At 71.4% G+C, this 13,461-nt stretch carries 14 protein-coding genes; 6 read left to right on the forward strand and 8 right to left on the reverse strand.

Annotation, left to right across the window (positions count from 1 at the left end):
- Positions 1 to 143: 143 nt before the first annotated feature.
- Complete coding sequence (locus ACRWK8_RS10380; protein WP_431869850.1) at positions 144 to 740, reverse strand: TetR/AcrR family transcriptional regulator; 597 nt, start codon at positions 738 to 740, stop codon at positions 144 to 146.
- Positions 741 to 865: 125 nt separating this feature from the next.
- Between ACRWK8_RS10380 and ACRWK8_RS10385 the strand changes: the two genes are divergently transcribed.
- Positions 866 to 1,816 (forward strand): NAD(P)-dependent alcohol dehydrogenase, encoded by a 951-nt coding sequence (locus tag ACRWK8_RS10385; protein WP_431869852.1) that lies wholly within the window; start codon positions 866 to 868, stop codon positions 1,814 to 1,816.
- A 416-nt stretch (positions 1,817 to 2,232) separates the two neighbouring features.
- On the opposite strand, the gene ACRWK8_RS10390 is transcribed toward ACRWK8_RS10385, so the two are convergent.
- A complete protein-coding gene (locus tag ACRWK8_RS10390; protein ID WP_431869854.1) occupies positions 2,233 to 4,107 on the reverse strand; it encodes a CPBP family glutamic-type intramembrane protease in 1,875 nt (624 codons plus the stop codon).
- An 89-nt stretch (positions 4,108 to 4,196) separates the two neighbouring features.
- On the opposite strand from ACRWK8_RS10390, the gene ACRWK8_RS10395 reads away from it, so the two are divergent.
- Positions 4,197 to 4,931, forward strand: coding sequence for a TetR/AcrR family transcriptional regulator (locus ACRWK8_RS10395; RefSeq protein WP_431869856.1), 735 nt, complete (start codon positions 4,197 to 4,199; stop codon positions 4,929 to 4,931).
- Positions 4,932 to 5,754: 823 nt separating this feature from the next.
- Positions 5,755 to 5,949 carry a hypothetical protein gene (locus tag ACRWK8_RS10400; RefSeq protein WP_431869858.1) on the forward strand — a complete coding sequence of 65 codons (195 nt, stop codon included), beginning with the start codon at positions 5,755 to 5,757 and terminating at the stop codon, positions 5,947 to 5,949.
- 301 nt (positions 5,950 to 6,250) lie between these two features.
- On the opposite strand, the gene ACRWK8_RS10405 is transcribed toward ACRWK8_RS10400, so the two are convergent.
- The 3 genes from ACRWK8_RS10405 to ACRWK8_RS10415 are packed head-to-tail and all read right to left on the reverse strand — an operon-like array spanning position 6,251 to position 8,546.
- Positions 6,251 to 6,712: a nuclear transport factor 2 family protein gene (locus ACRWK8_RS10405; RefSeq protein ID WP_431869860.1), complete on the reverse strand. Its 462-nt coding sequence runs from the start codon at positions 6,710 to 6,712 to the stop codon at positions 6,251 to 6,253.
- Positions 6,709 to 7,626: an SDR family NAD(P)-dependent oxidoreductase gene (locus ACRWK8_RS10410; RefSeq protein ID WP_431869862.1), complete on the reverse strand. Its 918-nt coding sequence runs from the start codon at positions 7,624 to 7,626 to the stop codon at positions 6,709 to 6,711. Before ACRWK8_RS10410 ends, ACRWK8_RS10405 begins: the two co-directional genes overlap by 4 nt.
- 14 nt (positions 7,627 to 7,640) lie before the next feature.
- A complete protein-coding gene (locus ACRWK8_RS10415; RefSeq protein ID WP_431869864.1) occupies positions 7,641 to 8,546 on the reverse strand; it encodes an oxidoreductase in 906 nt (301 codons plus the stop codon).
- An 83-nt stretch (positions 8,547 to 8,629) separates the two neighbouring features.
- On the opposite strand from ACRWK8_RS10415, the gene ACRWK8_RS10420 reads away from it, so the two are divergent.
- Complete coding sequence (locus tag ACRWK8_RS10420) at positions 8,630 to 9,250, forward strand: TetR/AcrR family transcriptional regulator (RefSeq protein ID WP_378740259.1); 621 nt, start codon at positions 8,630 to 8,632, stop codon at positions 9,248 to 9,250.
- A 105-nt stretch (positions 9,251 to 9,355) separates the two neighbouring features.
- Here the strand turns inward: ACRWK8_RS10420 and ACRWK8_RS10425 are convergent, their stop codons facing one another.
- Positions 9,356 to 9,790, reverse strand: coding sequence for a hypothetical protein (locus tag ACRWK8_RS10425; RefSeq protein WP_431869866.1), 435 nt, complete (start codon positions 9,788 to 9,790; stop codon positions 9,356 to 9,358).
- Between the two features lie 226 nt (positions 9,791 to 10,016).
- Here ACRWK8_RS10425 and ACRWK8_RS10430 point away from each other — a divergent pair, with 226 nt between their 5' ends.
- Both ACRWK8_RS10430 and ACRWK8_RS10435 read left to right on the forward strand, forming a co-directional pair.
- Positions 10,017 to 10,388: a YciI family protein gene (locus ACRWK8_RS10430; protein WP_431869868.1), complete on the forward strand. Its 372-nt coding sequence runs from the start codon at positions 10,017 to 10,019 to the stop codon at positions 10,386 to 10,388.
- A 25-nt stretch (positions 10,389 to 10,413) separates the two neighbouring features.
- A complete protein-coding gene (locus tag ACRWK8_RS10435) occupies positions 10,414 to 11,655 on the forward strand; it encodes an RNA polymerase sigma factor (protein ID WP_431869870.1) in 1,242 nt (413 codons plus the stop codon).
- A gap of 48 nt (positions 11,656 to 11,703) precedes the next feature.
- On the opposite strand, the gene ACRWK8_RS10440 is transcribed toward ACRWK8_RS10435, so the two are convergent.
- Entirely contained in the window at positions 11,704 to 12,351 is a 648-nt protein-coding gene (locus tag ACRWK8_RS10440; RefSeq protein ID WP_431869872.1) for a dioxygenase family protein, read from the reverse strand.
- A 129-nt stretch (positions 12,352 to 12,480) separates the two neighbouring features.
- Positions 12,481 to 13,344, reverse strand: a complete 864-nt coding sequence (locus ACRWK8_RS10445; RefSeq protein ID WP_431869874.1) for a helix-turn-helix transcriptional regulator — start codon at positions 13,342 to 13,344, stop codon at positions 12,481 to 12,483.
- Positions 13,345 to 13,461: the final 117 nt, after the last annotated feature.

Below are 13,461 nucleotides of genomic sequence, written 5' to 3' on the forward strand. Positions count from 1 at the left end.
CCCCCGCCCGCCCCATCCGGGGCGGGCGGGGGTCTCTCGCTGGTACCGCTCCTCGCGACCCCGGTCTCTCCCACAGACCCGATGCCCGTCACGCGGTCGCGAACCCTTCCCCGCACTGCCCCAGGCGTCCCGCGTGCCCGGGGTCAGTCCGTGCCGCGGAAGGACCGGACGAAGTGGGTCACCATGCGCTGGGCCGCCCGACCCGCGCGTTCGGTGTCCGGTTCGGCGGCCACGACGGCCGTGACGGCGGTCCTGACCAACCGCAGGTCCTGGGCGGTGACCGTCGCCGCGATCCGACCGCCCTCCTGGGCGCTCACCAGCAGCCGGTGCAGTGCCAGGTGGACGCGTTCGTCGAGCTCGCGCGCCCGGTCCGCGAAGCGCTCACGGTGCTCCGGTGCGCACGCGCGCGTGGCCACCGTCTCGGCGGCGACGACGCGCAGGGCGCGCTCCAACGCCAGATCCGCCGGGACCGTGCGGGCCAGGTCGCGGAAGTGTTCCACCAGTTCCCGCGCCGCGTGCTCGGCCAGGTCGGCCACGAGCGCGTCCCGGCCGGGGAAGCGCCGGTGGACGGTGGCGGCCGAGACCCCCGCGTGGTGGGCCACGCTCCGCGTCGTCGCTTCCAGACCGCGCTCCCGGAAGACCGTCCGGGCGGCCCGCAGCACGCTGAGTCGGTTGCGCTGGGCGTCCTGCCGCAGCTCCCGGGGCTCCGGTCCCGGGTGGATCTGCGCCTCCTGGGCCATGGGTCGTCTCACTTCCTCGTCGTCGGGATGGGTGACCGGCGGGGTCCGGTTGCCCACAGTGGCACCGGGCCATCACCGGTGAGAACCCACGAACACGGCGGGGGCTTCCCGCCCGAGGAGGAACCATGCGCGCAGTCCGCTACGACCGCTACGGAGGGCCCGAGGTCCTGGCCGTCGTCGACGGGCTCACCCCACCCCCGGTGGGCGCGACCGACGTGCGGGTCGAGGTGGCGGCGGCCGCCGTCGGTGGCGGTGAGATCCCCATCCGGGCGGGGCGGCTGCGCCGCGTGCTGCGCCAGCGCCTGCCCGCCGGAACGGGAGTCGACTTCGTGGGGACCGTCGCCCAGACGGGTACGGCCGTCACCCGGGCCAGCACCGGTGACCTGGTGTGGGGTGTGATGCCGCACGGCACCTTCGGTTCGGCCGCCGAGTCCGTGGTCGTTCCCCAGGAGCGCGTCGCCATGGCTCCGCGTTCGGTCACGGCCACCGAGGCCGCCGCGTTGCCCGCCTCGGGGACGACGGCGCTGCACGCCCTGACCCGGCGGGTACGCCTGCGTCCGGGGCAACGGCTGTTGGTACGCGGGGCCGCCGGAGGTGTGGGGGTGGTCGCCGTGCAACTCGGAGCGGCGCTGGGCGCGCACGTGACCGCGCTGGCCGGAGCCGCCCATCTTCCCTGGTTGCGTGGGTCGGGTGCCGCCGAGGCCCTCGACCACCGGCAGACCCGGGTGGAGGATCTGGGGCGTTTCGACGTGATCGTCGACCTGGTCGGCACGCACCTGGCCCAGGTGCGGGGCAGGCTCGTCCGGGGAGGCACGCTCTTCCCGCTCGCCCTGGACCCGAGCCGTCCGATCCGGGCGGCGCTGTGGGTGGCGGCGGGCAGTCTGGACCGGCGCACGCGCCTGGGCGCGTTCAGCAACGACCCCTCCCCGGAGGAGTTGGAGGAGCTCGCCGCCCTGGTGGAGGAGCGCACGATCACGCCGGTGGTCAGTGCCGTGTTGGCGATGGAGGACATCGCGGAGGCGCACCGCAGGCTGGAGCGTGGCGGGGTGCGGGGCAAGATCGTCGTGACGCCCTGACCCGTGGGCGGGTGCGTGCTGTTGCGCGGTGAGCCCGGGCGGCACTAGACGTGACTCCTCTTCCTCTCACGAGTCACGGAGAGGAAACGCGGGAGCGACCGAAGACAGCGGGTCGTGGGTTCCCGGGGGTGCCGACACCTCGCACACGGGGAACGCCCTCGACTGACCGGCTCTCCGCCGTGGTCCACGGGCAGCCCGCTCCGAGGGGACGGTGACGTCGCCCGCAGCGAGCACCAGCCCTCGGGAGGGGGGGGCGAGCCTCGCCCCATGGTGGTCGCGGCCGGGCTCATGGGAGCGGCTGCCCCCGCGCCGTCGCGCGGGGGCAGCCGCTCCTTCGGTGAGGTCGCACGGCCCTTCCTCGACCCCGAGCCCTGGGATCCCCGCCCTGTTCTCCGGAACCGGGGGATCCTGTCTCGTCAGCGGGTTCCGGTGAGCGGGTCACCGCCCCGGTCGGGTGTCTGGGCGCCGTAGCGGCGGGCCAGGGTGTGGAAACCCTCCTTGGGCTCCCAGCGGCCGTCGTCGGGGGAGAGCCCCGACGCCCAGGTGGGCGGGCGCACGATCCCGAAGCTGGCCAAGTCGCTGTCGCGGGTGGGGTCGGGGGAGTACCTGCAGTCGCCTTCGACGAACATGCACAGGAAGGCGCCGTGCACGTCCTCGGTCTCGTACACGTCGAGGAGGGTGTCGATCATGTCCGCCTGGACGCTCTCGTCGCGGACGAGGTTCCCCCGTATCTTGCGGTCGTTCAGGTCGCTCCAGTCCAGGGGGTCGGAGCCCGAGCCGCCCTTGGTTTCGGCGCCCTGGTAGGAGCAGCAGCCGAATTCGGTGACCACCACCGGTTTGCCCCATCGGCCCAGTGCCCGCAGCCCCTGGCGGTAGGTGCCCCGGGTGAGCTCGTCGAGGTAGTAGTCCACCCCGACGAGGTCGAAGGGGGACCAGTCCACGGTCTCCCAGGTGCCCGAACCGTAGGTGAGGGGACCGGGGAACCGCTCTCGGGCGGTGGCGGCCAGTCGGCGCAGCACCTCGTTCAGCCGACGGTTGTAGTAGGCGGGGATCATCCCGAGCACGGACAGGGCCCGTGTCCGGCGGGCGATGTCTCGGCCGGGGATCATGCCGCGGTTGAGGACGGTGAGCTCGCAGCCCACGTTGAGCACCAGCCGGTCGGGATACTCCTCGAGCAGACGCCCCGCACTCTGGGCGACGTACTCCATCTGTTCGACCAGCCCGTCGGGGTCGGCGTCCACCGAGCGCGGTTGCAGCCACACGTCCAGTCCCTGTTCCAGGGCCGAGCGGGCGGCCCGTTCCAGCCGGTCGGGGTCGTGGCCGAACAGGGTCACGGCGGTGCAGTGCAGGTCCTCGTGGATGACGCGCATGTCCTCGCGCACGGCGTCGGGGTTCCAGCGTTCCCGTGAGTGCTGCCCCGGCACGTAACTGGAACCGACGTCGTACAGGATCCCGCGCACCGGGACGCGTCGGCGCGGCAGCGCGTCCTCTTCGGTCGGCCTCGGGGTGAGGTCGGGTCGGGCCGGGAAGAGGAACCGGACCACCAGGTAGGCGACCAGCGCGCCGACCACGCCCAGCGCCAGGTTCCAGGCCGGGGCGTTGGTCTCGAAGGCCAGCTCCGCCTCGTGCAGCACGACGACGGCCGCGGTGAGTCCCAGTCGCACTCCCACCCCGGCCCACAGCGAGCCGGTGGTGGTGCGCAACAGGCCGAGGAGGACTCCGAAGAGGGCGAGCTCGAACAGTTCGTCCGTGCTCCCCGTCATCAGGGACACCGACACGGCGAACAGCGCGGCCTGGACGAGGACCACGGTGAGCGGGGAGAGCCGGTACCCCAGCAGGTGCGGGACGTAGCCGCGAAAGACCAGTTCCTCAGGCAGGATCTGCGCGAACAGCATCAGCGCGGTCAGGAGCAGGGCGGAGACGACGGCGGAGACCAGGGCCGTGGTGTCGAGGTCGGCGTCGCCGTTGACCAGGGCGGCAGTCACGACCAGGGCGGTGCCGCACCAGGTGCTCAGGGCGGCGGTGGCCAACGGTGGCCAGGCCCGAGCGGGGGAGACCGGGCTGATCGAGGACAGGGTGCGCCCGGCGGAACGGCACAGCGCCCACACCAGCGGCAGGAGCACCAGGAGGAAGACGGCCGAACGCGCCAACAGTCCCGGGAGGCCGTCCGGCGCGGCGTCGAACCGGCCGAGGAGCGTGTGTGCGGCGGTGCCGACCAGGGTGAAGGCGACGACGAGCGACCCGACACGGATCAGGTCGCCGCGCGTGCCGGGGGGTTCGGATGGGGGCATGCGTGCTCCAAAGAAACTCCGTACACTGTTCGATTAATGTAGAACAGTGTACGGAGTTTTGGCGAGGGAGTCCGGCGAGGAGGACGTGAGTGGCGCCCACACGCAGGAGCATCGAGGCCACCCTGGACCTGCTGTGGACCGGCCTCGGCCGACCCAGACGCGGCCCCCGCCACCAGCTCACCGTGCGTCGCGTGATGGAGGCGGCCATGGCCGTCGCCGAGTCCGAGGGCGTCGATGCACTGTCCATGCGCAAGGTCGCCGCCCACCTGGGAGTCGGCGCCTCCACCCTGTACACCTACGTCCCCGACAAGGACGCCCTGCTGGCGCTCATGGTCGACGAGATGATCAGCCAGGCACCCCTCCCGCACACCCGCCCGGGCACCTGGCGTGAGAAGGTCGAGGCCTGGGCCCGCGAGGACATGGCGTCCCTGCGCACACACCCCTGGCTGATCGAGGTCACCTCCGGCCCGTTCATCGGCCCCCACGCCTTCGCCTGGACCGACTCGGCCATCCGCGTCTTCGACGACACGGGCCTGAGCGCCGAGGTGGCCCTCGCCGTCGTGGAGTCCGTCGACGCCCTGGTGCGAGGCCACGTCGCCCAGATCGTCGTCGCGGACCGGGCCGAGAGCTGGAGCGACTCGCAGGGACGCTCGTTCGCCTCAGTCCAGGAGAGCTACCTTGCCACCCGACGCGCCGAGGGGGCCCGTTCGGCCTCCATCGAGCGCCTCCAGGCACCCCTGGACGCCATGGCGGTCTTCGAGCGTGCCCTGGCCTGGCTGCTCGACGGCGTCGAGCGCGATATCGCCGGGCGCGACGTGCCCTGACGCACCCCCGGGGCCTGGCCACTGGAAGAGGAAGAACGCGCCTTCCGGGGTTCCGCCCAAGAGGGCCGCCACGAAGGCGCGGACGTCCTCACGTAACACGACGGGGCGCCGACCGGTGCCCCGAGAGAGCGTGTACGTCGACCCGCTGGCCCGGGTGCGGGGCCGTGCGCACGGGTGGGTGGCCCCCAGATGTCAGTACAGCCATGGGTGTATCCATCGCGTTTTCGCGGGTCGCGGCGTGGGCGCAATAACGTTGGCGGCCCGGATCGGGGCACTGGCGTGGGTTGGGGCACCTCTAAGGCGCTGACTTCCTAGAAGGTTTGGTTATCGGAAGTCAGGATTTCCCTGTTTCCGGGATCTGTTTCGTCACGAGAACTGTGTAACGTTTCATACATAACGTTACCAACGAAACGATATGAAGAAGAGGTCCCCGGATCCCCCTCGCACACACGGGCACACGCTCCCGGCCTGCCCACCCGCACCCGCGCGTGACGGTCTTCGGAGCGAGGAGGACGGGGCGGTAGGGGCGCGACCTGGGCAGCGGTTCGGTGGCGCCACCCGATGCGCCCAGTCCGGCGCCCTCCTGCCTTCACGGCCATGCCGGAGGAGTCCGCGATTGCGGAAGCGGGCGAGGAGGACCCGTGGCCCTCCTTCGGGCCCGGGCGTGGGCCAGCGGGGAGACACCGGCGCCCCGTTCGACCAGGCCCTTTCCCGTCGGCCCGACCACCCGCTCCCGCTACCCGGTCTGAGCGCGCCTGGGGGGTGACCGGGTTGAGCAGCCACGCGCCCTGGCCGTACCGCCCACCTGGTCCTCGCGGACACCGTGGTCATCGTCCGCTCCCACCTGGGTGGCGGCGACGTGGGTGTGGCACTGGCGCTGGCCTGTTTCGGCGCCGGGTCGATGGTGGTGGCGCTGACCCTGGGGTGGTCGGTCGATCGGTTCAGCGTCCGGGCGTTGATGTTGTCGGGTCCGGTGGTGCTCACGGCGGGGGCGTCCGCCACAGTCACCGATCGCTGACCCGTGTTCGCCCCCCTTGAATGAGTGCCGTGGCTGGGCGGTTGGAGCAGAGCACCTCGGTGCGGCGCCATCCCGCGTACGTTCCGGAGCGGGAGGCGTGACCGTAGGGCAGCACGGTGCGCGCGCTGCGGCTGCCTGCAACGGGGACGGCGCGGTCCGACAGGGGGGAGGACCGGTCATGGCGGTCATCGACCCCCATGACCGGTCCGGGGGCGCCGGCGCGTCGGCAGTGGCGAACGATTCCGATCCGCAGTGGCCCAGCTACCCGACAACCTGGCCTCGCGCCTACCCGGCGGGGTGCTTACATGGCAGGGGGAGGACCCGCAAGGTGGGTGTTCTCCTGGTGCGTGGCGGTCAGCTTGACGCCGCTGAGGCGCCAGCCGTGCGGTGTGCGGACGGCCTCGTTGTCGTAGAAGCCGACGACCAGCCACCGGTCCGGACCGCCACCCGCCCGTTCCTTGGGCACCCAGTGTTCGGCGCGTACGTGCGCGTGGAGGGTCGCGCGGTCGCCGTCGATGTCGAGGACGTGGCCGGTGATGGTGTGGTGGGTGGCGGTGAAGGGCGCGAAGGCTTGGCCCAGTACGTGGACGTACTCGTCGAGGGCGACGGTCATGGGTGGCAGGCCGATGACTGAGGAGAAGTCGAGGGTCACCGAGTCCGCGTAGACGAGGGAGGGGAGGCGGCTGAGGTCCCCGCGGTCGGCGATGTCGGCGTAGCGGCCCATGAGTTCGATAAGTGCGGCGCGGTCGGCGAGCGTGGTCATGAAGGGCTCCGGGCGGACTCGGGTACGGGTATGGGGGTGCGGGAGCGGTGACTCACCGCGAGGATGCCGTCCATCAGACGAGCTGGGAGGAAGCGGGCGAGCGGGATGATGAGAGCGGCGTCCGTGCCGAGGGTGTACCGGGTGCGCGGGCGGCGAGTGGTCGCCACCCTGGCGATCCTCTCCCCTGCCCTGGCCGCCGACATCGCGCGTTCCAGGAAGGCCGTGTTGGACGAGACCGTGGCGTTGACGAGGCCGCCGTAGAGACGCCGGTGTTCGGTGTTCATCCCGGCGGCGATGTCGAGCGAGGTCTCACCGCTGCGGAGGGCCATCTCGGTCCGGACACCGCCGGGCTGGACGACGACCACCTGCACGCCGTGTGCGGAGACTTCGCGGCGCAGGGAGTCGCTGGCCGCTTCGAGCGCGAACTTGGTTGCCGCGTACGCACCGAAGACGGGGAGCGCGGCCACTCCGCCCACGGAACTGATGTTGACGATCCTGCCGCGGCCGCGCCGCAGGAAGGGCAGGAGTCCTTGGATGACGGCGATGTGCCCGAAGAGGTTCACCTCGAACTGCTCGCGCCACAGGGAAAGGGGCAGTACCTCGACGGGGGCGTTGATCTCGATCCCCGCGTTGTTGACCAGGACGCGCAGAACGCGCCGTCCGGGGTCGTCGCCGATCCGCCGGGCCAGGGCCTCGATGTGTTCGGGGACGGTGATGTCCAGGGTCACCGGTTCGATGCCCTCGGCCCGGACGGCGGCGGCCTCACCTTCGGTCCGTACCCCGGCGAGGACGTGGTAGCCCCTGGCAGCGAGGGCCTGCGCCGTTGCGGCTCCGATGCCCGACGAAGCGCCGGAGACGACGGCGAGTTCGTTCTTCTGAGGCTTCTCGCTCGGGTTTTTCCGTGGACGGGTCACAGCGACGGTTCCCTTCATCGGACAGGAGGTGCGGTCGTGTCGAGGGGGAAGTGCGTGCCGGTCAGTTCCTCCGAGACCTCCCACAGCCGTCGAGCCGCGGATGCGTCGCGTGCCCGGGCGGACCGCCCGACCAGCGTGGGCGCACCGCGCATGCCCCACAGTCGGTCAGGGCCGACGTAGCTGTCGCCGGGAAGGTCGGCGGTGGCGGCGTGGAGCGTGGGCCGGGCACCGTCCTCGGCGCTGTGGGCGACGAGCCCGACGAGGAACCTCTCGACGCGGAATCCGAGGGAGGGCTTCTCCTGCGCTCTCATCAGATTCGTCGAGGAGATGCCGGGGTGAGCGGCGGTCGAGATGACACGTGACCCCGCGTGGGCGAGTCTGCGCTGGAGCTCGGAGGCGAACAGGAGATTGGCCAGTTTGGACTGCGTGTAGGCGGCGTTGGGCCGGTAGGGCCTGCTCTCCCATTGGAGGTCGGAGAAGTCCAGGGACCCAATGCGGTGTCCGAGCGAGGCCACCGTCACGACCCGGTCCCTGATGCGTGGGAGGAGCAGGTTCGTCAGGGCGAAGTGGCCCAGATGGTTGGTTCCGAACTGCAGCTCGAACCCGTCGGTGGTGCGGGAGAGCGGCCCCAGGGAGAGGCCGGCGTTGTTGATGAGCAGGTCGACGGGGCCTGGGAGGGTGCGGGCGAACTCGCGGACGGAGGAGAGGTCGGCGAGATCGAGGGCCCGGACCTGGGGTCGGCCCGCGATGGTGGCCGCTGCCGCCTCTCCCTTGTCCGGATCGCGTACGGCGAGGACCACCTGTGCACCGCGCTCGGAGAGAACGCGTGCGGTGACGAGTCCGATGCCGCTGTTGGCTCCGGTGACGACGGCGGTGCGGCCGGTGAGGTCGGGAAGCTCGGAGGGGGAGGATCTGAACATACCGCGAGAGTAGGCAGTGGAAACATTGTTGTCAACATAAACATTGTTTCCAGGGGAAACATGCTCTTGAGTACGCTGCTCTCATGCCTGAAACCAGCGAGCATCGGCCCTACCACCACGGCAATCTCCGCACGGAACTCCTCGACGCGGCGGAACGCAGCCTGAGGGAGCACGGAGTCGATCAGCTCTCCCTACGAGACCTCGCACGAGAGATCGGTGTGAGTCACACGGCGCCCCGCCGACACTTCGCGGATCGCCGCGCGCTGCTGGACTCCCTCGCCGAGTCGGGTTTCGTCCGCCTGGGCGCGAGGCTGCGAGCCGCGGTGGACGAGATCGGGGACGAGGGCTGCCTGCACGACCGTCTGCACGCGTTCGCGTCGGCTTATGCGCGGTTCGCCACCGAGAACGCCGCGCTGACCAGGCTGATGAACTCCAGCAAGCACCGTCCCGGGGCGAGGACCGTCGCCGTGGCCGCAGCGGCCGCGTTCGGGCAGATCCGAGAACTGATCGAGGAGGGCCAGGAGCGCGGCGAGCTGAAGGAGGGCGACCCCGAGGACATCGGCCTCGTCATCTACGCCGCCGTCCAGGGGATCACCGGCATGGTCAACGACGGCATCATCGAGTCCGAAAGGCTCGAGGCGCTCGTGGACACGGCGGTGACACAGTTCCTGCAAGGCGCCAGCTCAAGGGTTGAGGAACGCTAGTCACCATTCGCGCCTACGGTCCTGAGAGCACCCGCCTCGGTCTCCAGCCACCGCCCTGGTGGGTGACGGGGTGGCGTCGGGTCGGTCCCGGCGCCACCCCGGTGCTCAGGCGCGGGTCATGGTGGAGGTGTAGCCGCCGCCTCCGGGGTAGGTCCAGGCGCCGGTGACGGTGGTGTCGTCGGCGCTGAACGTGCCCCGGTAGTAGGCGGGGCCGTCCTTGGCTCCGGCCCAGATGGTCAGCTGGTCGCCGGTGAGTTCGTAGACGTAGTCGAAGGTGTTGCCGAGGGAGTCATAGAAGCGGGAGACCACGTCAGCGCCGGTGGGTTCGCCGAAGGGGCGCGGGTTGCCGATGACCTCCATTCCGGTGACCTCGTGCCCGTCCTGGGTGAGTGCGACGTGTTGGAGCAGGAAGAACCCGCCCGGCATCCACTCGTAGCGCACGGTGCCCCGGGCCTGTCCGCTGACGGTCCAGGTGCCGGCCAGTCGGTCCAGGGCGCGGAGTTCGTCGGTGGGCGGGGTGGGGTCGTCGTAGGCGGTCACGGTGTTCTCCTTCGTGAGTGGGTGTTCGGTGGTACCTCGTGGCCGGGTCGGGTGCCTCGACACCATCGGGGTGTGGTCTGGATCACTTGCCTGGGGTGTCGGGGTGGCGGCGGTGGCTTCGAGGTAGCCGGTGGACACCCGCGACCACGGAGCAGGAGATGCTCACCACCGACGCCACTCGTGCGAACCCGTCCGGGATCCGTCGCACCGATCGAGAGGAACCCCTGTGAAGTACCTGTTGTTGGGCTACACCCCCGCTGCCTCCTGGGACGCCGAGAGCGCCCGCACCCCCACCGCGGAGGCGTTGGCGGCCTTCGCCGCCTACCAGGAGATCGAACGCGAACTCGTGGGCAACGGTGAGCTGGTCTCCAGTGAGGGGCTGGGGCATCCGGCCGTGAGCACCACGGTCAGTCGGGGTGAGGCGGGGGTGATGGCCACCGACGGGCCCTTCACCGAACTCAAGGAGGTGTTGGCGAGCTTCGCCGTGATCGATGTGAGCGGTCACGAACGCGCGGTGGAGATCGCCTCCCGCATCGTGCGGGTGCTGGGGGAACCGGTCGAGGTCCGCCCGATCATGGGCGCGGACTTCACGGCGTGAGCTGGCGCGGGAGGGGGACCCCACGATGAACCTTGACGTGGAGCGGGTGCTGCGTGAGGAGGCCCCGCAGGTGCTCGGCGCCCTGGTGCGGCGGTTCGGCCGTTTCGACCTGGCCGAGGACGCCGTGCAGGAGGCCCTGCTGGCCGCCGCCCAGCGGTGGGCCGACCAGGGGCTGCCCCGGGATCCGCGCTCCTGGCTGATCCGGGTCGGCTATCGCAGGATGGTGGACCTGCTGAGGTCGGAGCGGGCGCGGGCGCGACGGGAGGAACGGTCCGCGGCGACCGACGCGGACCTGCTCGATCCGGGGCGTCGGGCGACGGTCCCGGACAGCGACGACGGCCTGGCCCTGCTGTTGCTGTGCGCCCACCCCGCGTTGAACACCGCCTCCCAGGTGGCGTTGACGCTCCGTGCGGTGCGTGGTCTGACGACGGCGGAGATCGCGCACGCCCACGGGGTGGGTGAGGCGACCATGGGGACGCGGATCAGCCGGGCCAAGCAGCGGTTGGTGCGGGCGGGGGCGCGGTTCACGCCGCCCGTGGACGCCGAGGACCGGGCGGCGCGCACGGCCGTGGTCATGCGTGTGCTGTACCTGGTCTTCAACGAGGGGCACACGGCGTCGGCGGGTGAGGAGCTCTCGCGGGTGGACCTGACCTCGGAGGCGGTGCGGCTGGCGCGGATGCTGCACGCGTCGTTGCCCGGTGACGCCGAGGTGACGGGGCTGTTGGCGTTGTTGCTGCTGACGGGGGCGCGTGGTGCGTCGCGTGTGGGGGTCGACGGTGCTCTGGTGCCGTGGGAGGAACAGGACCGGTCCTCGTGGGACGCGGAGGCGATCGTGGAGGGCACCGCGTTGATCGACGGGGTGTGGAACCAGAGGGAGGCGGGGCCGTACCAGGTGCAGGCGGCGATCGCGGCCGTGCACGCGGCGGCCGGATCGGACGGGGAGACGGACTGGGTGCAGATCGCCGTGTTGTACCTGTGGTTGGAGCGGTTGGTGCCGACGGCGCCGGTGCGGTTGAGCCGGGTGGTGGCGGTCTCCCGCGCCTATGGGCCGGAGCGGGGGTTGGCGCTGTTGGACGACCTGGAGGGTCGCCACGGGTTGCGGGCGGATCCGTTGGTCGCCAGACGTGAGCGGATCGTGCGCGCCCACCTGTGGGAGCGGACCGGTCGGGTGCGGGCGGCCGCGGAGCTGTTCCGTGAGGCCGCGGACCTGGGTGCCAACCGGGTGGAGGAACGTTACCTCCGGGGGCGCGCCGATCTCCTGGGGTGAGGGGCCGGGCGCCGTCGTCGTGGTGTCCGGCCCCGGCCCCTCGGTGGCTCAGGCGGTGAAATCGAGGACGAAGTCGAACTCGGCGAGCTGCCCGGTGCCGTCGTTGGTGACGTTCATCAGTAGGCGGGGGTCGAAGAGCATGTCGGTGCCGTTGCGCGGTTCGCCGGGGAAGTAGAGCTGGGTGGTGAGCACCGGCTGGTCGGGGGCCTGGACCTTGACGTGCAGGTGGCGGGTGCGGCCCGGGTAGAGGCCCGGGATGATGGTGGTGAGCTGGAAGGCGCCCTGGGCGTCGGTGAACTGGTGTCCCCGGTAGTTGAAGCCGACGTTGTCGTAGCCTCCGGCGTTGTCGGCCTGCCAGAAGTCGACCAGGGCGCCGGGGACGGGGCGGCAGTCGCGGGAGAACACGTAGCCGGACACGGCCAGGGCGACTCCGGGGTGGCCGGGCACGACCAGGTCGGTGCGTCGCGGGGAGTTCGGTTTGAAGTAGGGGCCCTCCATCTGCGGGGGTGTGGGGTCGTCGCCGTCGTCGCACTGGGGGGTGGGTGCGAGGGTGCGGCCGTGTTCGGCGGCCTCGCGCGCGAGTGCGGGTACGGCGGTGGACAGCAGCGCGGCGGCGGGGGCCGCGACCAGGGCGGCCCTGAGCAGGCTCTTGCGGGTGGGTCCGTCCTGCTCGGGGTGGTCTTCGCTCTGGGGCATGGGGGTGCTCCTCGTGGGGGGAAGAGAGGGGGGAGGAGGGGTGTGGCCGTGCCTCCCTGCGGGTGAGCACGAGATTACGGTGCGTCCCGTGGGTGGGCGATGGACGGATCCCGGGGGACGTGGTGTTTCTCAGGAGGCGGTGGGGGAGCGGTCTCGGAACCGTCCGGGGGTGGTGCCGGTCTCGCGGCGGAAGAACCGGCAGAAGTAGGCGGGGTCGTGGAAGCCGACGGTGCGGGCGATGGCGGCCACGGTGAGGTCGGTGCCGACCAGGAGCCGCTGGGCCTCCAGGGTGCGGGCTCCGCGCAGGAGTTCCCCGGGGGTGCGTCCGGTGGCGTCTTTGACCGCGTCGGCCAGGTGGCCGGGGGTCACTCCGAGGCGGGTGGCGGCCTGGGACACGGTCAACCCGGCGGTCGTGTCGGGGTGGTCGAGCAGGCGCAGGAAGCGTTCCCCGAGGGTGTCGGCGGTGGGGGCCACGGGGCGGGGGTCGCGATCGTAGGCGCGTGCGGTGCGGGTGAGCAGGATGTGCAGGTAGGCGCGCAGGATCGAGGCCATGCCGGGGCGGCGGGCGCGGAACTCGCTCAGCATCTCGTCGAGGAGGGCGCTGATCTGCGCCGCGGTCTCAGCGGTGGGCGTGTGCCAGGGGCGTTCGGTGGCCAGGCGGCGCAGGAGTTCGCGGTCCCGGGGGTGGTCCAGGAGGAAGGCGTCCTCCAGGAGCAGGACACGGCCCTGCACACCGTGGGCGCGGCCCCAGTGGTGGACCTGTCCGGCGGCGAGGATGCCGAGGTTGGGTGGGGTGATGGGCCATCGGTGCAGGTCGATGACGTGTTCTCCGGTGCCCGCGGTGACGTGGACGATCTCGTGGAAGGTGTGGCGGTGGGGGAAGGCCGCTCGGGACAGTGGGCCGATGGAGTCGAAGGTCCCGATGGCGAAGGGCAGGTGCTGCGGGGCGGGGACCTCCAGCCGGTGGAGTTCCAGGGGGGAGGCGTTGCGCATGGGCGCTCCCTACCCGGGCGGGGGGCCGCTACTCCGCTCCGGTGGGCCGGGGGTGTACACGGGCGTCGGGTGCGTGGCATCCTTGGATTTGGGCACTCGCCCAAGGCGTTCGTCCAA

Source organism: Nocardiopsis eucommiae (genome assembly GCF_965344335.1).
In the GTDB taxonomy this organism is placed as follows: Bacteria; Actinomycetota; Actinomycetes; order Streptosporangiales; family Streptosporangiaceae; genus Nocardiopsis; species Nocardiopsis eucommiae.